Annotated in this window: 21 protein-coding genes; 8 read left to right on the top strand and 13 right to left on the bottom strand. The window is 62.2% G+C overall.

Features of this window, described 5'->3' with window-relative positions:
• Positions 1 to 2: 2 nt before the first annotated feature.
• The 5 genes from metX to KSS91_RS27135 all read right to left on the bottom strand — a co-directional run bounded on the left by metX (position 3) and on the right by KSS91_RS27135 (position 3,766).
• On the bottom strand, positions 3 to 1,142 hold the full coding sequence (metX, locus tag KSS91_RS27155; RefSeq protein WP_217836617.1) for a homoserine O-succinyltransferase MetX: 1,140 nt from the start codon (positions 1,140 to 1,142) through the stop codon (positions 3 to 5).
• A 184-nt stretch (positions 1,143 to 1,326) separates the two neighbouring features.
• Positions 1,327 to 1,620, bottom strand: a complete 294-nt coding sequence (locus tag KSS91_RS27150) for a DUF167 domain-containing protein (protein WP_015097208.1) — start codon at positions 1,618 to 1,620, stop codon at positions 1,327 to 1,329.
• 4 nt (positions 1,621 to 1,624) lie between these two features.
• Positions 1,625 to 2,215, bottom strand: coding sequence for a YggT family protein (locus KSS91_RS27145; RefSeq protein ID WP_126048084.1), 591 nt, complete (start codon positions 2,213 to 2,215; stop codon positions 1,625 to 1,627).
• A gap of 10 nt (positions 2,216 to 2,225) precedes the next feature.
• Positions 2,226 to 3,044, bottom strand: coding sequence for a pyrroline-5-carboxylate reductase (proC, locus tag KSS91_RS27140; RefSeq protein WP_217836616.1), 819 nt, complete (start codon positions 3,042 to 3,044; stop codon positions 2,226 to 2,228).
• A gap of 35 nt (positions 3,045 to 3,079) precedes the next feature.
• A complete protein-coding gene (locus tag KSS91_RS27135; RefSeq protein WP_015097206.1) occupies positions 3,080 to 3,766 on the bottom strand; it encodes a YggS family pyridoxal phosphate-dependent enzyme in 687 nt (228 codons plus the stop codon).
• A 56-nt stretch (positions 3,767 to 3,822) separates the two neighbouring features.
• Between KSS91_RS27135 and KSS91_RS27130 the strand changes: the two genes are divergently transcribed.
• Entirely contained in the window at positions 3,823 to 4,857 is a 1,035-nt protein-coding gene (locus KSS91_RS27130; protein WP_217836615.1) for a type IV pilus twitching motility protein PilT, read from the top strand.
• 84 nt (positions 4,858 to 4,941) lie between these two features.
• Here the strand turns inward: KSS91_RS27130 and KSS91_RS27125 are convergent, their stop codons facing one another.
• Positions 4,942 to 5,562, bottom strand: coding sequence for a C40 family peptidase (locus KSS91_RS27125; RefSeq protein WP_015097204.1), 621 nt, complete (start codon positions 5,560 to 5,562; stop codon positions 4,942 to 4,944).
• A 251-nt stretch (positions 5,563 to 5,813) separates the two neighbouring features.
• Between KSS91_RS27125 and KSS91_RS27120 the strand changes: the two genes are divergently transcribed.
• Positions 5,814 to 6,233 (top strand): NINE protein, encoded by a 420-nt coding sequence (locus KSS91_RS27120; protein ID WP_102699957.1) that lies wholly within the window; start codon positions 5,814 to 5,816, stop codon positions 6,231 to 6,233.
• Positions 6,234 to 6,324: 91 nt separating this feature from the next.
• On the opposite strand, the gene KSS91_RS27115 is transcribed toward KSS91_RS27120, so the two are convergent.
• The 7 genes from KSS91_RS27115 to gshB form a co-directional block, all read right to left on the bottom strand.
• On the bottom strand, positions 6,325 to 7,596 hold the full coding sequence (locus KSS91_RS27115; protein WP_217836614.1) for a dihydroorotase: 1,272 nt from the start codon (positions 7,594 to 7,596) through the stop codon (positions 6,325 to 6,327).
• The gene (locus KSS91_RS27110; RefSeq protein WP_104450136.1) at positions 7,593 to 8,612 is read right to left on the bottom strand and encodes an aspartate carbamoyltransferase catalytic subunit; all 1,020 of its coding nucleotides are present in this window, start codon (positions 8,610 to 8,612) and stop codon (positions 7,593 to 7,595) included. Before KSS91_RS27110 ends, KSS91_RS27115 begins: the two co-directional genes overlap by 4 nt.
• A 27-nt stretch (positions 8,613 to 8,639) precedes the next feature.
• Positions 8,640 to 9,143 (bottom strand): bifunctional pyr operon transcriptional regulator/uracil phosphoribosyltransferase PyrR, encoded by a 504-nt coding sequence (pyrR, locus tag KSS91_RS27105; protein WP_015097201.1) that lies wholly within the window; start codon positions 9,141 to 9,143, stop codon positions 8,640 to 8,642.
• A 79-nt stretch (positions 9,144 to 9,222) separates the two neighbouring features.
• On the bottom strand, positions 9,223 to 9,660 hold the full coding sequence (gene ruvX / locus KSS91_RS27100) for a Holliday junction resolvase RuvX (protein ID WP_007975412.1): 438 nt from the start codon (positions 9,658 to 9,660) through the stop codon (positions 9,223 to 9,225).
• A complete protein-coding gene (locus tag KSS91_RS27095) occupies positions 9,660 to 10,232 on the bottom strand; it encodes a YqgE/AlgH family protein (protein WP_015097200.1) in 573 nt (190 codons plus the stop codon). The genes ruvX and KSS91_RS27095 overlap by 1 nt, the downstream gene beginning before the upstream one ends.
• 189 nt (positions 10,233 to 10,421) lie before the next feature.
• The gene (locus KSS91_RS27090) at positions 10,422 to 11,321 is read right to left on the bottom strand and encodes an energy transducer TonB (protein ID WP_015097199.1); all 900 of its coding nucleotides are present in this window, start codon (positions 11,319 to 11,321) and stop codon (positions 10,422 to 10,424) included.
• 64 nt (positions 11,322 to 11,385) lie between these two features.
• Positions 11,386 to 12,339 (bottom strand): glutathione synthase, encoded by a 954-nt coding sequence (gene gshB / locus KSS91_RS27085; RefSeq protein WP_217836613.1) that lies wholly within the window; start codon positions 12,337 to 12,339, stop codon positions 11,386 to 11,388.
• Positions 12,340 to 12,685: 346 nt separating this feature from the next.
• Here gshB and pilG point away from each other — a divergent pair, with 346 nt between their 5' ends.
• The 6 genes from pilG to KSS91_RS27055 all read left to right on the top strand — a co-directional run bounded on the left by pilG (position 12,686) and on the right by KSS91_RS27055 (position 22,783).
• Positions 12,686 to 13,090, top strand: a complete 405-nt coding sequence (gene pilG / locus KSS91_RS27080) for a twitching motility response regulator PilG (protein WP_007987791.1) — start codon at positions 12,686 to 12,688, stop codon at positions 13,088 to 13,090.
• A 57-nt stretch (positions 13,091 to 13,147) separates the two neighbouring features.
• Entirely contained in the window at positions 13,148 to 13,513 is a 366-nt protein-coding gene (gene pilH / locus KSS91_RS27075) for a twitching motility response regulator PilH (RefSeq protein WP_007975417.1), read from the top strand.
• A 10-nt stretch (positions 13,514 to 13,523) separates the two neighbouring features.
• The gene (locus KSS91_RS27070) at positions 13,524 to 14,063 is read left to right on the top strand and encodes a chemotaxis protein CheW (RefSeq protein ID WP_217836612.1); all 540 of its coding nucleotides are present in this window, start codon (positions 13,524 to 13,526) and stop codon (positions 14,061 to 14,063) included.
• A 153-nt stretch (positions 14,064 to 14,216) separates the two neighbouring features.
• Entirely contained in the window at positions 14,217 to 16,277 is a 2,061-nt protein-coding gene (locus KSS91_RS27065; protein ID WP_217836611.1) for a methyl-accepting chemotaxis protein, read from the top strand.
• Between the two features lie 37 nt (positions 16,278 to 16,314).
• Positions 16,315 to 22,329, top strand: a complete 6,015-nt coding sequence (locus KSS91_RS27060) for an Hpt domain-containing protein (protein ID WP_217836610.1) — start codon at positions 16,315 to 16,317, stop codon at positions 22,327 to 22,329.
• On the top strand, positions 22,322 to 22,783 hold the full coding sequence (locus KSS91_RS27055; RefSeq protein WP_104450128.1) for a chemotaxis protein CheW: 462 nt from the start codon (positions 22,322 to 22,324) through the stop codon (positions 22,781 to 22,783). The genes KSS91_RS27060 and KSS91_RS27055 overlap by 8 nt, the downstream gene beginning before the upstream one ends.
• The last annotated feature ends 191 nt before the right edge of the window (positions 22,784 to 22,974 follow it).

The raw sequence follows: 22,974 nt of genomic DNA, 5'->3' as shown, positions 1-22,974 counted from the left end.
TCTCACAACGTAATGCGGTTCATGTAATTGCCGAATGCCTGCAGGTAGCGCGGGATCGGAATCAGGAAGGCGTCGTGGCCTTGTGGTGCGTCGATCTCGAGGTAGCAGACGTCCTTGCGCGCGGCCATCAGCGCGTCCACCAACTCTCGCGAGCGGGCAGGGGAGAAGCGCCAGTCGGTGGTGAACGACATCACGCAGAACTTGGCTTTGGCACCTTCAAAGGTTTTCGCCAGGTTATCGTCGAAGTTCGCCGCCGGATCGAAGTAATCGAGCGCCTTGGTCATCAACAGGTACGTGTTGGCATCAAAGCGCCCGGAGAACTCTTCGCCCTGATAGCGCAGGTAGCTTTCGACCTGGAACTCGACGCTGTGGAAGTCGTAGTTGAGCTTCTCGCTCTTCAGGCCGCGGCCGAATTTTTCGCCCATGGAGTCGTCGGACAGGTAGGTGATGTGCCCGACCATCCGCGCCAGCATCAGGCCGCGCTTGGGGATCACGCCCTGTTCCTGGAACGAACCGCCGTGGAATTCGGGGTCGGTGAGGATCGCCTGGCGCGCCACTTCGTTGAACGCGATGTTCTGTGCCGACAGCTTGGGGGCCGTGGCAATGGCCAGGCAGTGACGGATGCGGTCGGGGTAGGTGATGCTCCATTGCATCGCTTGCATGCCGCCGAGGCTGCCGCCGATCACGGCCGCGAACTGGGCGATGCCGAGGCGATCGGCCAGGCGCGCCTGACTGTGCACCCAATCCTCGACGGTCAATACCGGGAAATCGGCGCCGAACGGCTTGCCGGTGTCCGGGTTGATGCTGCTCGGGCCGGTGGAGCCGTTGCAGCCGCCGAGGTTGTTCAGGCTGACCACGAAGAATTTGTTGGTGTCGATTGGCTTGCCGGGGCCGATGCAGCTGTCCCACCAACCGGGTTTACGGTCGTCGGCGCTGTGGTAGCCAGCAGCGTGGTGGTGCCCGGACAAGGCGTGGCAGATCAGCACGGCGTTGCTCGCCGTGGCGTTGAGCGTGCCGTAGGTTTCGTAGATCAGGTCATAGGCCGGGAGCGAACGACCACAGGCCAAAGCCAGCGGATCGCTGAAGTGCGCCACTTGCGGCGTCACCAGACCAACAGAATCGGGGGGAAAGGCAGCTGGCATCGACCCTGCTCTCATTGAAATGAGGCGTAAGTCTAAAGACCGCTGGGGTTAGCGGCAAGCAAAGGCCGGGCCTGATTTCTTTCAGTAAGACCGAGGTGCACCATTCGCGAGCAAGCCCGCTCCCACAGAGGAGCGCATTACCCTGTGGGAGCGGGCTTGCTCGCGAATGAGGCGACTCGGTGGATCAGGCTGGACGCACCAGATCAGGCAAATCCGGCAACTTCTTCGGCGAGCAGATCCGCACCCGTTTCTGCCGGTTCAACTCGCCACTGATCAAGCTGACCTGGCTCTTGGACACGCCAAACGCCTTGGCCAGAAACGCCATCAGATATGCATTGGCCTTGCCCTCGACTGGCGGCGCGGTCAGGCGGATCTTCAGACGATCACCGTGCAGCCCGGCGAAGTCATCGCTACGGGCTGCCGGTTGCAGGTGACACTCCAGAATCAGGTCGTCACCGTCCCAGCGAAACCAGCTCACCGGGTCAGATCAACACGCGGAGGATTTCCGGCATCATGGTCAAGGCGGCGAGGTTGTTGATCACCAGCATGTCGACCAGTTTGATTGCCAGGAACGCAAAGATCGGCGACAGATCAAGCCCGCCCAGGTTCGGCAGGAACTTGCGGAACGGCGCCAGGGCCGGCTCGCAGATGTCGTTCACCAGTTCGGCGCCCGGGTTATGGCTGCCCGGTGCGACCCAGGACAGGATCACGCTGATGATCAGGGCAAAGAAGAAGATGTTCAGGAATAGCGCGGTCACACCGATGAGCGACCAGATCAGCAGTTGCAGCGGGTTGCCGATGGTGCCGTAGGTCAGCAACAGGGTCAGGGCCATCAGTGCCAGTTGCACCAGGATCGCCAGCACCAGCGAGGACATGTCCAGGCCGAACACGCTCGGGATGATCCGGCGCAGCGGCTTGAGCAGCGGCTGGGTGGCCTTGACGATGAACTGGCAGATCGGGTTGTAGAAGTTCGCCCGCACCAGTTGCAGTACGAAGCGCATCAGCACGATCAGCAGGTACAGGCTGCCGAGGGTTTGCAGCACGTAGACCGCTGCGGTGTTCAATCCAATCATGAAAAGCTCCTTATTGACCCAGTTGTTCGGCCATCTCGGCCGAGCGATGCGCGGCAGCGCCGAGTGCTTTTTCGACCAGGGCTTCAAAGCCATTGGCCTGGAACGACTTGATTGCAGCTTCCGTGGTGCCCGCAGGGGAGGTGACACGGCGGCGCAGCTCGGCCGCGTCGACGTCACTGGAGACCGCCATGTGCGCGGCGCCCAGTGCGGTTTGCAAGGTCAGTTGCGCGGCGATGTCCGCCGGCAGGCCAAGTTTCACGCCGGCGGCGGTCATGGCCTCGATCAGCAGGAAGAAATACGCCGGGCCCGAGCCGGAAACGGCGGTGACGGCGTCCAGTTGCTGCTCTTCATTGAGCCATAAGGCGATGCCGACCGCGGACAGCAGCTCCTGGGCTTGCTGGCGCTGTTCGGTGGTCACCTGGGCTGTTGCGAACAAGCCGCTCACGCCCTGACGCAGTAGCGCCGGGGTGTTGGGCATGCAGCGCACGATCGGCTGGGCGCCAAGCCAGTTGTTCATGCTGGCGCAGGTGATGCCTGCAGCGATCGACACCACCAGTTGATGGGGCTTGAGGCTTGGGCGAATCGCTTCGCACACGGCTTTCATCGCCTGCGGCTTGACCGCAAGGACGACGACGTCGGCGCCTTCGATGGCCTGGGCGTTGTCGGCGAAGGTTTCGATACCGTGTTCAGCGCTCACGCGGGCGCGGGTTTCTTCGCCCGGATCGCTGGCGCGGATCTGCGCGGCTTCCAGACCCTTGGCCCGCAGGCCGCCGATCAGGCTGGCGGCCATGTTGCCGGCACCGATAAAGGCAATACGCGTCTTGCTCATGTCAGGTCCTTATAAAGAAGAGAGTCGGTCATGGGTTATGGCCGATCGTAATCACGGGCGCCAAACAGGGCCGTACCGATACGGACCCAGGTGGCGCCCTGGGCAATGGCCGACTCAAGGTCGTGGCTCATGCCCATGGAAAGTGTGTCTAGTGGCAGATTCAGGCTGGCTTGCAGGCTTTGCACGGCCGCAAACGCGGCGTCCTGGGCGGCGCGATCTTCAGTCGGCTCAGGGATGGCCATCAGCCCGCGCAACGTCAGGCGCGGCAGGGCGCTGATGGCACTGGCCAGGGCCGGCAGGTCAGCCGGGGTGCAGCCGGATTTGCTGGCTTCACCGCTGACGTTGACCTGAATGCAGATATTCAGGGGCGGTAAATCGGCAGGACGTTGTTCGGACAGACGTTGTGCGATTTTCAGACGATCCACGGAGTGCACCCAGTCGAAGTGCTCGGCGATAGCACGAGTCTTGTTCGATTGAATGGGGCCGATGAAGTGCCAGATCAAGGGCAGGTCGGCCAGTTCAAGCTGTTTGCCCAGCGCTTCCTGCAGGTAATTCTCGCCAAAGTCGCGCAGGCCGGCGGCGTAGGCTTCACGCAGGTCCTGTGCGGGTTTGGTCTTGCTTACGGCCAGCAGATGGACGCTGTTTTCGGCGCGATTGGCGGCAAGTGTTGCGGCATGGATGCGCGAACTAACTTCGAGAATGTTGTCTGCTATGGTGGACATCAAGAGGCGCCAGCGGTCTGAAGGTTCGCGGCATTCTACTGGAATTGAGAGGCGCTATGGATATCACTGAGCTGCTGGCGTTCAGCGCCAAACAGGGGGCATCGGACCTGCATTTGTCTGCTGGCCTGCCACCGATGATTCGGGTGGATGGCGATGTGCGGCGCATCAACCTGCCGGCCCTGGACCACCAACAGGTGCAGGCGCTGATCAATGCCATAATGAATGACACCCAGCGGGCGGACTTTGAGAAGCATCTGGAAATCGATTTTTCCTTTGAAGTGCCCGGTGTGGCGCGTTTTCGGGCCAATGCGTTCAATCAGAGCCGTGGCGCGGGTGCGGTGTTTCGCACCATTGCGGCGAAAGTGCAGAGCATGGACGAACTGGGCATGGGGGAAGTGTTTCGCAAAATGACCGACGCTCCCCGCGGCCTGGTGCTGGTGACCGGCCCGACCGGTTCCGGCAAATCCACCACGCTGGCGGCGATGATCGACTACCTCAATAACCATCGCCATCACCACATCCTCACCATTGAAGACCCTATCGAGTTTGTCCACGAGCCGCGCAAGTGCCTGATCAACCAGCGTGAGGTCCACCGCGATACCCGCAGCTTCGCCACGGCCTTGCGCTCGGCGTTGCGGGAGGATCCGGACGTGATTCTGGTGGGGGAGATGCGCGATCTGGAAACCATACGCCTGGCGTTGACCGCCGCCGAAACCGGCCATCTGGTGTTCGGCACGCTGCACACCACGTCGGCGGCCAAGACCATTGACCGGGTGGTGGACGTGTTTCCGGGGGACGAGAAGTCAATGGTGCGCTCGATGCTCTCCGAGTCGCTGCTGGCGGTGGTGTCCCAGACGCTGGTGAAGAAGGTCGGCGGCGGACGCATCGCGGCCCACGAAATCATGCTGGGGACGTCGGCGATCCGCAACCTGATCCGCGAGGACAAGGTGGCGCAGATGTACTCGGCGATTCAATCGGGAGGGGCGTTGGGAATGCAGACGCTGGATATGAGCTTGAAGGACCTGGTGAACAGGGGGTTGATCAGTCGTGATCATGCGCTGGAGAAAGCGCGGTCGCCGGATAGCTTTTGATGATCCAGAAACGCCATCGCGGGCAAGCCCGCGATGAGGCAATCATATTCAAAGCTATTCCCGAGGTTGACCTCGGTAGTTAAATCAGCGCTGAACAACCCGCATCTGATTCGGCTCTTTCGGCAGAACCCGCTTGGCAACCACGTAGTGGTTTTGCCAGTACGGTTTCTTCAGGGTATCGATGCTCACCGACTTGCCGCGACGTGGCGCGTGGATGAAGCGGTCGTTGCCCAGGTAAATGGCGACGTGATTGACCCGGCGGCTCTTGATGTTGAAGAAAATCAGGTCGCCCGGTTTCAGGTCGTTGCGATCGACTTTCTCCCCATGACCGCTGGCCATGGCGTTGGAGGTGCGTGGCAGGTCGAACGTGGCGTCATTGAATGCGTATTTCACCAGGCCGCTGCAATCGAAGCCTTTGCTTGGGCTGCTGCCGCCCCAACGATAGGGGGTGCCAAGGACGTTCACGGCGCGGCTCAGCACGTCGCTGCTTTCCTTGGTGCCCATCGGTGGAACCAGGCCGCTTTTGCTGTTGGCCAGGCTTGGAGCATATTTAGTGGTTTTTTTGTCTTTGCTCGAAGGAGCAGAGACATGGGATTTTGGGGTGTAACCATTAACGTTAGGAAGACGTTGCTCACGATTGGTGGCGTGGGCGGCCAGTGGCATCAAAAGGCAAATGGTTAGCCATGTCTTGAAAAATGAACGCATTAGGCAAGGCTCTTAATAAGTTAGCGCGCAACTTTATAACAGCTTTTTTGCCGCTTCCGAGGCCGTTGGTCGATTCAACCTGGGGGGCAATGGTGGCAAAAAAGCGGCAGAATGGCGCAATTGTCGGACAGAAGTCCGGTGTTACAAGGCTTTGACGGGAGTGAAGGTAGCATTTGCCATACGTCGGGTGCCTGTAAAAAAGTCACAAAGAATTGAAGAATATTTATCTATCGCGTGAATCGAGGTCATTCATGAACCCCTATCAACAGACTTATCCGCAGCAAGACACCCACAGCAAAGTGATCGGTTATCTGCTGTGGATTTTCGGATTTACCGGCGCTCACCGCTTCTATTACGGCAAGCCGGTGACCGGGACGATCTGGTTCTTCACCTTTGGTTTGCTGGGCATCGGCTGGCTGATCGACCTGTTCCTGATCCCGGCGATGGATCGCGAGGCTGACCTGCGGTTTACCGCAGGGCCCATCGAATACAACGTGGCGTGGATTCTGCTGACGTTCCTCGGAGTGTTCGGTGTGCACCGGATGTATCAGGGGAAATGGATCAGCGGGCTGCTGTACCTGCTCACCGGCGGGTTGTTCTTTCTCGGGGTGCTGTATGACTTCTGGACGTTGAATGACCAGGTGTCCGTGCGTAACGCGCAGCGTCGATAAGCGAAGAGCAAAAGATCGCAGCCTGCGGCAGCTCCTACACAGGAATATGCATTTCCCTGTAGGAGCTGCCGCAGGCTGCGATCTTTTGTTTTTAAGCCTGGTGGCTAATGCGCCCATCCACCAGGGTGTAACGCACTACACCCGGCAGGCTGTGGCCAATGAACGGGCAGTTCTCGCCCTTCGACAACCAGGTTTCGCCCGCGACGGTCGAGGTCGCCGGGTCGAACAGCACGATGTCCGCCGCACCACCCACCGCCAGTTTGCCTGCCGGCAGGCGCAAGGCCTCGGCAGGGCCGGCGCTCAGGCGCTTGAGCAGCGTCGGCAGGTCCAGCAAGCCGTCTTCCACCAGGGTCATCGCCAGTGGCAACAGTAGTTCAACGCTGCTGATGCCCGGCTCGGTGGCGCCGAACGGTGCCAGCTTGGCGTCACGCTCATGGGGTTGGTGATGGCTGGAGATGGCCGAGATCACGCCGGATTTCACCGCTGCGCGCAGGCCATCGCGGTCGGCGCGGGTGCGTAGCGGCGGCTGGACGTGATACAGGCTGCTGAAGTCGATCAGGGCTTCGTCGGTCAGGATCAACTGGTACAGGGCGACATCCGCGGTCACCTTCAGGCCCCGGGCTTGGGCCTGGGCGATCAGTTCCACGCCACGGGCACTGGTGAGCTGGCTGAAGTGCGCGCGCACGCCGGTCTGTTCAACCAACAACAGATCCCGGGCCAGGGCGACGGTTTCTGCGCTTTCCGGGATGCCCGGCAGGCCAAGGAAACTGGCGGTCGGGCCTTCGTGAGCCAGGCCGCCTTCGGCCAAGTCGTGATCCTGGGAGTTGAAAATCACCGTCAGGTCGAAAGTTGCCGCGTAGTCCAGTGCCCGGCACAGGGTGCGGGTGTTGCGGAAACTCTCCAGGCCGTTGCCGAAGGCCACACAACCGGCATCACGTAAGGCAACCAGCTCGGCCAGCTGTTCACCATCCAGGCCTTTGCTCAGGGCGCCAATCGGGAAGACTTTGGTGTTGCCGGCCTCACGGGCGCGGTCGAGGATCAGTTCGGCCACCGCCGAGGTGTCCAGCACCGGTTTGGTCTTCGGCGGGCAGCACAGGCTGGTCACGCCGCCAGCCGCCGCCGCGCGGGTTTCGCTGACAATCGAGCCTTTTCGGCTGTAACCCGGCTCGCGCAGGGCAACGTTGAGGTCGACCAGGCCGGGAGCGGCCACCAGGCCTTTGGCGTCGATCGTGTCGACAGCGACAAAACCGGCGGGCGCCGCGCCAAGGGCGACGACTTTGCAGGCTTCAATGTGGATATCGGTCACTTGATCCAGGCCGCTGGCCGGATCGATCACGCGGGCGCCGAGAATGCTGAGCTTCACTGTGCGTTCTCCTGTTCGAATTGGCCCTGCTCGAATTGACGCTGCGCAGTCTGCCCGCTCATGGCCATGGACAGCACGGCCATACGAATGGCGATCCCGTAGGTCACCTGGTTGAGGATTACCGAGTGCGGGCCGTCGGCCACTGCCGACTCGATTTCCACGCCGCGGTTGATCGGCCCCGGGTGCATCACAATGGCATCGGGTTTGGCGCCGGCCAGGCGCGCAGTGGTCAGGCCGAACAGGCGGTAGAACTCGCCTTCGCTAGGCAGCAGGCCGCCGGTCATGCGTTCACGCTGCAAGCGCAACATGATCACCACGTCGACGTCTTTCAGGCCTTCAGTCATGTCGGTGTAGACCTTCACGCCGTATTGCTCGATGCCGATCGGCAGCAGGGTCTTCGGTGCGATCACGCGAATGTCCGGGCAACCGAGGGTTTTCAGGGCCAGCATGTTCGAGCGCGCCACCCGCGAGTGCAGGATGTCGCCGACGATGGCCACCGAAAGGTTTTCGAACCCGCCCTTGTGCCGGCGAATGGTCAGCATGTCGAGCATGCCCTGGGTCGGGTGCGCGTGCCGGCCGTCACCGCCGTTGATGATCGCCACTTGCGGGCAGACATGCTCGGCGATGAAGTGCGCGGCGCCGGAATCGCCGTGGCGCACGACGAACATGTCGGCGGCCATGGCTTCGAGGTTACGCAGAGTGTCGAGCAGGGTCTCGCCCTTGCTCGCCGACGACGTGGACACGTTGAGGGTGATCACGTCCGCCGAGAGCCGTTGGGCCGCCAGTTCGAAGGTGGTGCGGGTACGGGTCGAGTTCTCGAAGAACACATTGCACACGGTCTTGCCGCGCAGCAACGGGACTTTCTTCACGGCCCGGGCGCCGACTTCGAGGAAGGAATCGGCGGTGTCGAGGATTTCCGTCAACAGCTCACGGCGCAAACCGTCGAGCGAGAGGAAGTGGCGCAGCTGGCCCTGATCATTGAGCTGCAGCGGGCGCTTGGTGTCTAGAGGCGTCATCGCAAGGGGGACTCTCAATAGGGCGAATTAAAGGGCGAGGTCTTGCAGTTCGAGCGCGAGCTCCGGACCCGACAGCTTCACCCGTTCGTGGGCGGCCAGCGACAGGGTCGCACCCACCACGTTCGGGCGGATCGGCAGTTCGCCGGCGTCCAGGTCCAGCAGGCACACCAGCGTCACGCTGGCCGGGCGGCCGTAGTCGAACAGTTCGTTCATGGCAGCGCGGATGGTCCGGCCGCTCATCAGCACATCGTCGATCAGCACCAGGTGCTGGCCTTCGATCTCGAACGGCAGCGCCGAAGGGCGAACCTGCGGGTGCAGGCCGTTCTGGCTGAAGTCGTCGCGGTAGAAGGAGACGTCGAGAGTGCCGAGGGGCTCATTGCTGCCCAGCTCCTTGAGCAGGGCCTGGGCCACCCAGACGCCGCCGGTACGAATGCCGATGAAGCGCGGGTCGCTGATGCCACGGTGTTCCAGGTGGGCCTTCAGGCGCGTGGCCATCTGGCTGATCAGTTCGGCGGGATTGGGCAGGCTCATGGTTGCTCCTTCTTGGGCCCGAGCCGGGTTTCACGCAAGGTGGCTCGGGTTGTAGCTAAGAGAGACGCATCGCGGCTCTTCAGGATTCGAACAGTGCGCCATTTTCGTCGAGCCAGCCTTGCAGCAGCAGGGCGGCGGCGATGGCGTCGACCGGGTTGTCGCGGTAACTGCCTTTCTGGCCACCACGAGCCAGGCGTTCGCCCTTGGCCTCGAAGGTGGTCAGGCGTTCATCGTGGGTATAGAAGGGCAGGTTGAATCGGCCGTTCAGGCGCCGGGCGAATTTTTCCGCGCGAGCGCACATGTCGCTGGGCGTGCCGTCCATGTTCAGCGGCAGGCCGACCACCACGGCATCGGGTTTCCACTCTTTGATGAGGGCTTCGACCTGGTTCCAGTCAGGAATGCCGTTCTGCGCTTTCAGGGTGCACAGCTCACGAGCCTGGCCGGTAATCACCTGGCCGACCGCAACGCCGATCTGTTTGGTGCCGTAATCAAACCCCAGAATCAGCTTCAGGGCCATCAGGCGTGCCCCGCCTGGCTGGTCAGCAGGCTGAGGTTGACGCCCAGGTGTCTGGCGGCCGCTTCCAGGCGAAGTTCGCTGCTGGTGTTGAACAGGATGTCGGCGTCAAACGGGCAGTTCAGCCAGGCGTTCTGGGCCAGTTCGGCCTCCAGTTGCCCGGCTTCCCAGCCGGCATAACCGAGGGCGATCAGGCTTTTTGCCGGGCCGACGCCGTCAGCGATGGCGAACAGTACGTCCTGGGACGTCGACAGGGACAACTCATCTTCCAGATCAACGGTCGCCTGGAAACTCTGCCCCTTGGGGTGAAGGACGAAGCCGCGATCGGTTTGCACCGGGCCGCCGATGAAGATCGGCACATGCTGGCAGAGCGCTGGCGGTTCGATTTCCGGGCGTAATTGCTCAAGGATATCGGCCAGGTTCAGCTCTTGCGGACGGTTGACCACCAGCCCCATGGCACCATTGGCCGTGTGCTCGACGATGTAGGTCAAGGTGTGCGCAAAGTTCGGGTCGGCCATGTGCGGCATGGCGATCAGGAATTGATGCTTGAGGTAGCTGGGGCTGACGTTTTTCATGTGCGCTAGTGTGGCGTTCGAGGGGCGAACTGACAAGCCGGGGATGCGCAGGAAATGCCCCGATTTCACTGACAATGGAGATCACTGTGGGAGCGGGCTTGCCCGCGAAGGCGTCAGGTCAGTCGACATTTATGCCAAATGTACCGGCCTCTTCGCGGGCAAGCCCGCTCCCACAGGGTTATATGCTGGTCAGTTGCTTGAGAGGCGATCGCCGCGGGCAAACTTCCAGGTCCGGATGATCTCCAACCGGTCAACATCCGACAGATCCCCGGTAAAGGGTGCGAACGGCGCCGCCAGCCGGACGATCCGTTGCGCCGCCTGGTCCAGCAGCGGCTGGCCTGAAGATTCCAGTACCAGCACCTCATACAGCGAGCCGTCACGGTTGATCGACACCATCAGGCGCAAATTGCCGTAGATCTGTTTGCGCCGTGCTTCGTCGGGGTAATTGAGGTTGCCGATGCGCTCGACTTTCTTGCGCCATTCGTCTTTGTACCAAGCGCCCTTGTCGCGCATGGTCGAGGCGGCGCTCAAGCGGTGGATGCGCGGGCGCTTGGCGTACAGTTGTTGTTCGGCAGCCAGTTCCGCTTCCAGGCTGGCGATGTCGCTGGACAGCCGCTCACTGTCGAACGTCGGCGCCTGGACCTGAGGTTTGACCTCGGTCTTGGGCTCCTCGGTCTTGGCGGGGGCTTTTTTCGGCTTCGGCGCCACGGTGGTCACGGCAGCCTTCGGCGGGGCTTCCTGCGCTTCAGGCTTGGCGGCCGGCGGTGGCGTGACTTTCTGTACCTTGTTGTCCTGGAAGGGCGCGACCTCGGTGGTCTTGGGAATCGCCTTTTTATCCAGGGTGCCGCTGCCTTGCTGGTTCTCTTGCGCCAGGAAATCGGCCTTTTCAGGCTTCTTTTCGCTTTTGAAGGTGGCGAGGGTGATTTCCAGGGTTTTGCTGATCTGCTTGGGCTCGACCACGGCAAACCCGACACCCAGCAGCAAGGCCAGGTGGATCAGCGCCGCCAGAAACAGGGTAAAACCGAGGCGATCGGCCGGGCGCACGCCACGGTGGGCGAGTTCGGCAGGCAGATCGGACGGGAGGGTCATGACAAGGAAACCAACATCGCGTTTTCACAGGCCGCGCATGATAACGCAATGTTGGTTTGGCTAATCAACGTGCCTTGAGCTTCTGATCGATGGCATCCATCAGCAGGCCGCCGATATCGGTGCCAAAGGCATTGTCAATCTCGCGGATGCAGGTCGGGCTGGTGACATTGATCTCCGTCAGGTGCTCGCCGATCACGTCCAGGCCAACGAACAACAGGCCTTTTTCACGCAGGGTCGGGCCGACTTGTGCGGCGATCCAGCGATCCTTTTCGGTCAGCGGACGGGCTTCGCCACGGCCGCCGGCGGCGAGGTTGCCACGGGTTTCACCCTGGGCCGGAATCCGTGCCAGGCAATAATCCACAGGCTCGCCGTCGATCATCAGGATGCGCTTGTCGCCGTCCTTGATGGCCGGCAGGTAGGCCTGGCCCATGATCTGCTGGGCGCCGAGGGCCGTGAGGGTTTCGAGGATCACCGACAGGTTCGGGTCGCCCGCGCGGTGACGGAAGATCGACGTGCCGCCCATGCCGTCCAGCGGCTTGAGGATCACATCGCCGTGTTCGGCGGCGAATTCACGCAACACGTCGGCGCGGCGACTGACCACGGTCGGCGGCGTGCACTGCGGGAACAGCGTGGCGAACAGCTTTTCGTTGCAGTCGCGCAGGCTCTGCGGCTTGTTGACCACCAGCACACCGGCGCGCTCGGCCTGTTCCAGCAAGTAGGTGGAGTAGACGAACTCCATGTCGAACGGCGGATCCTTGCGCATCAGGATCACATCCAGATCGCTCAGCAGCGCGTCGCTTTCGGCGCCCAGTTCGAACCATTTTTCCGGGTTGGCGAACACCTGCAGCGGCCACATCCGCGCCCGGGCCTGGCCCTCGCCCTGATACAGGTCGCGCTGTTCCATATAGAACAGCTCCCAGCCACGCTTCTGCGCGGCCAGCAGCATGGCCAGCGAGCTATCCTTTTTATAGGAAATGCTGGCGATAGGGTCCATGACAATCCCGACGCGAACGCTCATTGGGTTTTCCTCGAAAAATGGGGGCCGGACGTTGATCTTCTGTGGGAGCGAGCCTGCTCGCGATGGCGTGTCAGTCGACATCAATGCAGCTGATACACCATCGCGAGCAGGCTCGCTCCCACAAAAAGCGATCAGGCCAAAGGGCCGTATAAAAGTGGCGTCAGAGTGGCGCTGAGTGTGTTTGCGGTCAAGGAAAAACCATCGCCCCGGTCGGCCGATAGATTGGTTCTGGAGACTGTGCTAAAAAGGCTGCCATGCCGTGCTGGCCCTTGAGTATCAAGGGTTTCGAGCCGCCAATTACCCGCAAACGGACAATTTGATTCGTAAAGGCGACGCAGAGCATCTTATGGAACAGCACCCCAGCGCCTTGAAGGTCATGGTGATCGACGATTCGAAGACGATCCGTCGCACCGCCGAAACGCTGCTCAAGAACGTGGGTTGTGAAGTCATCACGGCCATCGACGGCTTCGATGCCCTGGCCAAGATTGCCGACAACCACCCCGGCATCATCTTTGTCGACATCATGATGCCGCGCCTGGATGGCTATCAGACCTGCGCCCTGATCAAGAACAACAGTGCGTTCAAGTCCACCCCGGTGATTATGCTGTCATCCAAGGATGGCCTGTTCGACAAGGCCAAGGGGCGCATCGTCGGCTCCGACCAGTTTTTGACCAAGCCTTTCAGCAAGGAAGAGTTGCTGGATGCGATCCAGGCCCATGTGCCTGGTTTCGCCGCCGTTTTGCCGCAGTAGGACACGCACAGTGACGCTCGGCCATCGGGCCCTGCGTCGACAAGAATGGGGAAGACTATGGCACGTATTCTGATCGTCGATGATTCGCCGACCGAAATGTACAAACTGACCGGCATGCTGGAAAAGCATGGCCATGAAGTGTTGAAAGCCGAAAACGGCGCCGACGGCGTGGCCCTGGCCCGCCAGGAAAAGCCCGACGCTGTCCTGATGGACATCGTCATGCCCGGCCTCAATGGTTTCCAGGCAACACGCCAGTTGACCAAGGACCCGGAAACCGGACACATCCCGGTGATCATCATCACCACCAAGGACCAGGACACCGACAAGGTCTGGGGCACGCGCCAGGGCGCCAAGGACTACCTGACCAAGCCGGTCGATGAAGAGACCCTGATCAAGACCCTGAACAACGTGCTGGCCGGTTGATCGTCAGGCCATGAACGAGTCGCTGACGGCTTTCGAACTGCTGCTGCAGATCGACCAGCGCTGTCGTTTGCTGGCGGCGGACTTGCCGTCCCAGCCGACCCGTCGGGACAGCTGGAGCGGCATCGGTTTTCGCCTGGGCGAGCACTGGTACGTCGCGCCCATGAGTGAAGTCAGCGAAGTCTTGCATGAGCCGCGACTCACTCAGCTGCCGGGGGTCAAATCCTGGGTTAAGGGTGTCGCCAACCTGCGCGGGCGATTGCTGCCGGTCATGGATCTGAGCGGTTTCTTCGGGCACGAGCTTTCGGCGGTGCGCCGCCAGCGCCGGGTGTTGGTGGTGGACCACGATGAGGTGTTTGCCGGGTTGCTGGTCGATGAAGTCGTCGGCCTCCAGCACTTTGCCCGGGACAGCCTGGAACCCGTGCCGGCAGACGAGCTGAAGGGGCCGGTGGGGGCATTCGTCCAAGGCCGGTTTCAGCGCGGGCAGTGCTGGCAGGTGTTCAGCCCGTTTGCGTTGACGCGGTCTCAGGGGTTCATGAACGTCGCGGTGTAAACGGAACAACAGCGATCCAATGTGGGAGCGGGCTTGCTCGCGAAGGCGGCAGTCCATTCAACATTGATTTTGGCTGATCTACCGCTTTCGCGAGCAAGCCCGCTCCCACAGGGTCCCGGGCAGGCCAGGAAGTGGGTTAACAGGCGAGGACCGATGACAAAAACAAAAGCAGGCAAGCCAATGGAAGGGTCGCGCAGCCGTTCGCAGATCATCGTGCTGTTCATCGCGCTGATCGTCTTCATCATGCTGCTGTTCGCCAACTTCGCGTACCTCAACACCCAGGCGACCTACGACAAACAGTACATCGGCCACGCCGGCGAACTGCGCGTGTTGTCCCAGCGCATCGCCAAGAACGCCACCGAAGCGGCCGCCGGCAAGGCTGCCGCGTTCAAGTTGCTCAGCGATGCGCGTAACGATTTTGCCCGGCGCTGGGGCTATCTGAAGAAGGGCGACCCGGCCACCAGCCTGCCACCGGCCCCGGCCACCGTGCGCCCAGAGATGCGCGCGGTGCAACAGGACTGGGAACGCCTGCTGAAGAACACCGACGCGATTCTCTCCAGCGAGCAAACCGTACTGTCCCTGCATCAGGTCGCCGCGACGCTGGCTGAAACCGTGCCGCAGTTGCAGGTCGAGTACGAAAAAGTCGTCGAGATCCTCCTGCAACGGGGCGCCCCGGCGGCCCAGGTGGCCATGGCCCAGCGTCAATCGCTGCTGGCCGAGCGGATCCTCGGTGCGGTCAATACGGTATTGGCCGGCGACGAAAACTCACAGCAGGCCGCCGATGCGTTCGGGCGTGACGCGACGCAGTTCGGCAAGGTGCTCAACGGCATGCTCCAGGGCGACCCGGCGCTCAAGGTCAGTCAGGTCGAAGACCGCGACGCCCGTGCGCGACTGGCGGAAATTGCCGAGCTGTTCGAGTTCGTCTCGGGCTCGGTGGACGAGATCCTCGAAACCTCGCCTGAGCTGTTCAAGGTCCGTGAATCGGCCTCGAACATTTTCAGTCTCTCGCAAACCCTGCTCGACGAGGCTTCACACCTGGCCAGCGGTTTTGAAAACATGGTCGGCGGGCGCACCACCGACACCATAGGCGGTTATGTGCTGGGCTTGCTGGCGCTGACTTCGATCATCCTGATCGGCCTGGTGATGGTGCGCGAAACCAATCGCCAGCTGCGCGAAACCGCCGAGAAAAACGAGCGTAACCAGAACGCGATCATGCGTTTGCTCGACGAGATCGAAGACCTGGCCGACGGCGACCTCACGGTGACGGCCTCGGTGACGGAAGACTTTACCGGCACCATTGCCGACTCGATCAATTACTCCGTCGACCAGTTGCGCGATCTGGTCGCGACCATCAACCTCACCGCCGGCCAGGTCGCCGCCGCCGTGCAGGAAACCCAGGCCACCGCCATGCACCTGGCCCAGGCATCGGAACATCAGGCCCAGCAGATTTCCGAGGCCTCGATGGCGATCAACGACATGGCCGAGTCCATCGACCAGGTGTCGGCCAATGCCGCTGAATCTTCGGCGGTTGCCGAGCGCTCGGTGGAAATTGCCAACAAGGGCAACGAGGTGGTGCACAACACCATCCACGGCATGGACAACATTCGCGAGCAGATTCAGGACACGGCCAAGCGTATCAAGCGCCTTGGCGAGTCGTCCCAGGAAATCGGCGACATTGTCAGCCTGATCGATGACATTGCCGACCAGACCAACATCCTCGCCCTCAACGCGGCCATCCAGGCGTCCATGGCTGGCGACGCCGGTCGCGGTTTCGCCGTGGTGGCCGATGAAGTGCAGCGGCTGGCCGAGCGCTCTTCTGCCGCCACCCGGCAGATCGAGACTCTGGTGCGGGCGATCCAGACCGACACCAACGAGGCGGTCATCTCCATGGAGCAGACGACGACCGAAGTGGTGCGCGGCGCCCGTCTGGCGCAGGATGCCGGTGTGGCCCTGGAAGAAATCGAGGGTGTGTCGAAGACGCTCGCGGCGCTGATCCAGAGCATCTCCAATGCCGCGCAACAGCAGACGTCGTCGGCCGGCCAGATTTCCCTGACGATGAACGTGATCCAGCAGATCACCTCGCAGACGTCGTCAGGTTCCACCGCCACGGCCGACAGCATCGGCAACCTGGCTAAAATGGCCAGTCAGTTGCGTCGTTCGGTGTCCGGTTTCACCTTGCCGGATGCCAGGGCGCAGGTTGTGGACAAAGCTTGAACCGCCCATGGGTATCTGAATTGTGATTGGAGTGGTTATGGGTGATCGGCACGACTATGTGGCCCTCGAGTGGGTCAAGGGCGAGATTGCCGAAACGCTGAAACAGGCTCATCACGCGATCGAGAGCCTGCTCGATGACCCGCAGGCGACGCATGCGCTGGATGAATGCCTTGCGTGCATCCATCAGGTCCACGGCAGTTTGCAGATGGTCGAATTCTACGGTGCGGCATTGCTCGCCGAAGAGATGGAACAACTGGCCATGGCCTTGCAGGGTGACCGCGTCAGCCATCGCGACGAGGCGTTGCACCTGTTGATGCAGGCCCTCGGACAGTTGCCGATCTACCTGGACCGGGTGCAAGGTGCGCGCCGCGACTTGCCACTGGTGGTGTTGCCACTGATCAACGACCTGCGCAGCGCCCGTGGCGAAAGCCTGCTGTCGGAAACCAGCCTGTTCAGCCCGCAATTGCCCGAGTTGCCTGCGCTGGACGCAGAATCGCTGGCGCAGCTTGAGCCGGCCGAATTGCCCAATGTGCTGCGCAAGCTGCGGCAGATGCTGCAAATGGCGTTGGTCGGGTTCCTGCGTGAGCAGGATAACGAAACCAACCTCGATTACCTGGCCAAGGTCTTCGCCCGCCTCGAAGCACTGTGCGCCAATGCACCCCTGAACCCGTTATGGCAGGTGGCCTCGGCGCTGGTCGAAGGCATGCAGGGCGGAGCGATCGCCAACAGCCCGGCCTTGCGCAGCCTGTTCAAGGACGCCGACAAAGAACTCAAGCGCCTGCTCGAAGAAGGCATGCGCGGCATCAATCAACCGGCGCCACCGGAGCTGCTCAAGAGTTTACTGTTCTACATAGCCAAGGCCGAACATCCCACCGGGCAGATGCTGACCATGAAAGAACGCTACTCACTGGACGACGCGCTGCCCGACAGCGCGATAGTCGATGAAGAACGCGCGCGGCTGGCCGGTCCCGACCGTGATGCCATGCGCTCGGTGCTGGCAGCGCTGTGCGAAGAGCTGGTGCGGGTCAAGGAACGCCTGGATCTGTTCGTGCGCAGTGACCGCCAGCACACCGCTGACCTCGACAGCCTGCTGGCGCCGCTACGGCAAATCGCCGATACCCTGGCGGTCCTGGGCTTCGGCCAGCCGCGCAAGGTGATCATCGATCAATTGGCGGTGGTGCTCAGCCTCGCCCAGGGCCAGCGCGAACCCAACGATGCGATCCTCATGGACGTAGCCGGGGCCTTGCTGTACGTCGAAGCGACGCTGGCCGGCATGGTCGGCACCGTGGAGCCGGAGAGCCAGGATGACAATCGCCTGCCGACCACCGACCTGACGCAGATCCATCAGATCGTGATCAAGGAGGCCCGCATTTGTTTGCAGCAGGCCAAGGACATGATCGTCGACTACATCGACGCCGATTGGGACCGCCAGCATTTGCAGGCACTGCCGGCCTTGCTGACCCAGGTGCGCGGCGCGCTGGCGATGATTCCGTTGAGCCGGGCGGCGAGCCTGGTCGACACCTGCAATCACTTCATTCGCGAGCACCTGTTGCTCGAGCCGGGTCAGCCGGGCTGGCAGGAACTGGACAGCCTGGCCGACGTGATCACCAGCATCGAGTACTACCTCGAGCGCCTCGGCGATGACCCGCAGGCGCAGGGTGAAAACCTGCTCGATGTCGCGGAAAAAAGCCTGGCGAGCCTCGGGTTTTTCCCCAGTGAGCAGCATGTGCCCGTGCTGGATGATGTGCTCAACCCGAGCGAAGCGCAGGTCATGCAGATGATGCAGGAGCTGGATGATCCGCAGATTGTCCAGACCCTGGCCGATGTGCTCGCCAGCCCGGTTTCGAGCCTGAACCCGCCCGCCCTGGACACCCCGGGCAGCCTGTTGCCGCCACCCCCGGGCGAAGAACCGGTGGACGAGGAACTGCGCGAGGTGTTCCTTGAAGAGACCGACGAAGTCCTGGAAATCCTGCGCGAGTATTTGCCGCGCTGGTCAGCCAATCCTGACAGCCGCTCGGCCCTGAGCGAACTGCGCCGCGCGTTTCATACCCTCAAGGGCAGTGGTCGCATGGTGCGTGCCCTGGTGCTGGGCGAGCTGGCCTGGGCCGTGGAGAACCTGCTTAACCGCGTACTGGAAAACAGCGTGGAGCCCGGCGCTACGGTGCAGCAACTGATCGGCGACGTGCTGCATCTGCTGCCGGAGCTGGTGGCTGAATACGCCGCCAATGCCCAGCGTCAGCGCAACGATGTCGACCAGTTGGCCGCCCGCGCCCATGCCCTGGCCAAGGGTGACGAACCGGTGTCCGATGAGGATACGCAGGATGTCGCGGCCCTCGACCCGCTGTTGCTGGAGATCTTCCGCAAAGAGGCGCAAACCCACTTGGGCAGCCTCAATCGCTTCCTTGATCAGGCTGCCGAGCACGTGCCGTTGCAGGCCAGTGACGAATTGCAGCGCGCCTTGCACACCCTCAAGGGCAGTGCCTATATGGCCGGTGTCTTGCCGATTGCCGAGCTGGCCGCGCCACTGGATCAACTGGCCCGGGAGTACAAGGCGCACCTGATCGCGCTGGACCTTGATGAAGTGGAATTGCTGCTGGAAGCAGAAGGGCTGTTCCGCCTCGGTCTGCGCCAGCTCAAGACCGATCCGCTGGCGGAAATTCCCGGCGCCCTGCATTTGATTGAGCGAGCCAAAGCGCTGCTGGCCGAGCGCCTGGAAAACCTCCTGAGCACACCTAACACCGGGCTGCGGATCAAGCGCGATCCGCAACTGATCAACAACTTTCTCTCCCAGGGCATGGACATCCTGCTGGACGCCGAGAGCCTACTACAACGTTGGCAGCAACACCCCGGCGAACGCCAGGAACTCAGCGCGCTGCTGGATGAATTGACCACCCTCGGCGAAGGCGCCCACCTGGCCGAGCTGCACCCGGTGGATGAGCTGTGCGAGGCGTTGCTCGACCTCTACGGTGCCGTGGAAGAAAGCAGCCTGGCGGTCAGCGAGCGGTTTTTCCATGAGGCTCAGGGTGCCCACGAAGCGCTGATCAATATGCTCGACGAACTGGCCGCCGGTCAGGAAGTCAGCCCGCAGCCGCAACGGATCAGGGCCTTGCGCGAGTTGCTCGACGAGAGCCTCGACCCGTCGGCCATGGGCCTGATCCGCAGTGATGGCAGCCGTACCCTGAGCATCCGCGAGCTGGGTGCTGCCACCGAGGAACTTGAGCGCACGCTACCCCCTGTAGGAGCGAGCCCGCTCGCGATGGACGTTAACGATGACGCGTTACCATTGGATAAACGCGGCGCCGGTGAGACCATCGCGAGCGAGCTCGCTCCTACAGGAGAGGGGCGCGCACTGGATGATGAAATCGTCGCGATCTTCCTTGAAGAGGCGGTGGATATCCTCGAAAGCGCCGGTCAGGCCCTGCAACGCTGGTTGCGTGACTCGGACAACGCCGCGCCGCTGTCGTCCCTGCAACGGGACTTGCACACCCTCAAAGGCGGCGCGCGCATGGCCGAGGTCGGGCCGGTTGGCGATCTGGCCCATGAACTGGAAAGCCTTTACGAAGGTCTGGTGGATCGTCGCTACGCCTACAGCGACTCATTGGCGGTGCTGTTGCAGCAGAGCCATGACCGCTTGGCGCAGTACCTTGACCAGTTACGGCACAACCAGCCCTTGGGCGATTGCGCTGAGCTGATCGAGGCCATTCGCGCCTACCGGCAGGGCCATTCAGGCGCCGCCGAGGTCAGCGAACTGGCAGCCACTAATGACTCGGCCGCCCATGATCCCGAGTTGCTGGAGATCTTCCTCGAGGAAGGTTTCGACATCATCGAAAGCTCCGGTGCGGCGCTTGAGCGCTGGCAGGCCCAGCCTTCGAGCCGTCAGGAAGTGGAAACCCTGCTGCGCGACCTGCACACCCTCAAGGGCGGCGCGCGCATGGTGGAAATCGCCGCGATTGGCGACCTGGCCCATGAACTGGAGTTCCTCTACGAGGGCCTGTCCACCGGCGTGTTGCAGCCGACGGCGCCGTTGTTCGCGCTGTTGCAACGCAGCCATGACCGCCTGGCGCAGATGCTCGACGCGGCCCGGGCCGGTGAGCCGATGCCGCCCGCCGATCGCTTGATCGATGCGATCAAGAACTTCAGCCACCCGGCAGTGCCCGAAGCGCCCACGGCGGTTGCGTCGCCGGCCACGCCCAAGGCCGAGCCACTGGCGCCGTCGTCCGATGCCGGCGCCGACATGGTCAAGGTCTCGGCGGAGTTGCTCGACGATCTGGTCAACCTGGCCGGTGAAACATCGATCTTCCGTGGCCGGATCGAACAGCAGGTCAACGATGCGCACATCGCCCTGAGCGAGATGGAAACCACCATCGAGCGCATGCGCGACCAGTTGCGCCGCCTCGATACCGAAACCCAGGGGCGGATCCTCAGCCGCCAGCAAGTCGACGCCGAACGCCTGGGCTATGAAGAGTTCGACCCGCTGGAAATGGACCGTCACTCGCAATTGCAGCAACTGTCCCGCGCGCTGTTTGAATCGGCCTCTGACTTGCTCGACCTCAAGGAAACCCTCGAGCGACGCAATCAGGAAGCGGAAAACCTCCTGCAACAGCAGGGCCGCATCAACACCGAGTTGCAGGAAGGGCTGATGCGCACGCGCATGGTGCCGTTCGAACGCATGCTCCCGCGGTTACAGCGCATCGTCCGCCAGGTGGCCAGCGAGCTGGGCAAGGACGTGGATTTCATCGTCGATAATGCCGAAGGCGAGATGGATCGCAACGTGCTTGAACGCATGGCCGCGCCGCTGGAACACATGCTGCGCAACGCCGTCGACCACGGCCTGGAGTCCGTCGAAGCGCGGCTGGCGGCGGGGAAGCCGGCCAAGGGCAAGATCACCCTAGATCTGCTGCGTGAAGGCGGCGACATCATTTTCGACATCCGCGACGACGGCGCCGGTGTGCCGCTGGACGCGGTGCGGCGCAAGGCGATCAAGCGCGGCATGCTCGCCCCGGACAGCGTCATCAGTGATCACGACGTGTTGCAGTTCATCCTGCAACCGGGGTTTTCCACGGCCGAGAAAATCACCCAGATCTCCGGTCGCGGCGTCGGCATGGACGTGGTGCATGAAGAGGTGCGGCAACTGGGCGGCACCATGAGCATCGACTCGGTGCCCGGGCAGGGCGTGCATTTCCGCATTCGCCTGCCGTTTACCGTCTCGGTCAACCGGGCGCTGATGGTGCAGTGCGGTGAGGACCAATACGCGATCCCGCTCAATACCATCGACGGCATCGTTCGCGTCCTGCCCAATGAGCTTGAAGGTTATTTCCGTTTCGATTCACCAACCTACGAATACGCCGGGCAACGTTACGAGCTGTGCTATCTGGGTGAGCTGCTGAAAACCATCCCGCGCCCGAAACTGTTGGGCCAGAGCCTGCCATTGCCGGTGCTGCTGGTGCAGTGCAACGAACGACACATCGCGGTGCTGGTGGACGCCATGGCCGGCACTCGCGAGATTGTGGTCAAGAGCCTGGGGCTGCAGTTCGCGGCGGTGCAAGGGGTCTCCGGGGCGACGATTCTTGGCGATGGCCGGGTGGTGCTGATTCTGGATCTGCTGGCGCCGATCCGCGCCATGCAGGCCCGCGTACCCCAGCGTCCCGCGGGGCAGGAGGTCGAGGTCGAACCGCATCGGCCGTTGCTGGTGATGGTGGTCGACGACTCGGTCACCGTGCGCAAGGTCACCAGCCGCTTGCTCGAACGCCACGGCATGAACGTACTGACCGCCAAGGACGGGGTCGATGCCATGCTGCTGCTGGAAGAGCACATGCCCGACCTGATGCTGCTGGACATCGAGATGCCGCGCATGGACGGCTTCGAGGTCGCGACCCAGGTGCGCAACGACGAACGCCTGCAGCACCTGCCGATCATCATGATCACCTCCCGCACCGGGCAGAAACACCGCGACCGCGCCATGGCCATCGGCGTCAACGACTACCTGGGCAAGCCGTACCAGGAATCGGTGCTGCTCGAAAGCATCGCCTTTTGGAGCAAGACCCATGCTTGAACACCGCACCAGCAACCTCACCGGCCTGCTGCTGCCGTTGGCCGACCGCAACCTGATCCTGCCCAACGTCGCCGTGGCCGAGCTGATCGACTACCAGCAACCGGGGACCTTCGATCTCGACACACCGCCGTGGTACCTGGGCCTGGTGACATGGCGCGAACGGCAGATACCGCTGCTGAGTTTCGAGTCGGCTTGCGGGCAGAAAATCGTCATTGGCGAGCGTGCGCGGATCGTCATTCTCAACGCTCTCGGCGGGCGACCGGAGCTGAAGTTCATCGCGCTGCTGGTGCAAGGGATTCCGCGCTCGTGCAAGCTCGACAGCCAGTTGAGTTACGTGGATGTGCCGTTGTGTGCGCTGGAGCAGGCGGCGGTGCAGGTGGGGGAGCAGGTGGCGAAGGTGCCGGATTTGCTGGCGCTGGAGGCGTTGTTGGTGGATGCCGGGTTAATCAACTGATCCCGATTCAGTGGTGATCTAACCGGCCTCTTCGCGGGCAAGCCCGCTCCCACACTGGATTTGTGTTCGCCACGGATCCACTGTGGGAGCGGGCTTGCCCGCGAAGGCGTCAGCCCAGACAACCATTACCCTGAGCGTAACGTTCCGTCACTCTGCTTGATTGATGCCCCCACCCAACACTCCTAATGTGA

Source organism: Pseudomonas azerbaijanorientalis (assembly GCF_019139795.1).
GTDB lineage: Bacteria > Pseudomonadota > Gammaproteobacteria > Pseudomonadales > Pseudomonadaceae > Aquipseudomonas > Aquipseudomonas laurylsulfatiphila.
The sequence above is the reverse complement of the archived record's forward strand: the minus strand, read 5'-3'. Positions and strand labels throughout refer to the sequence as shown.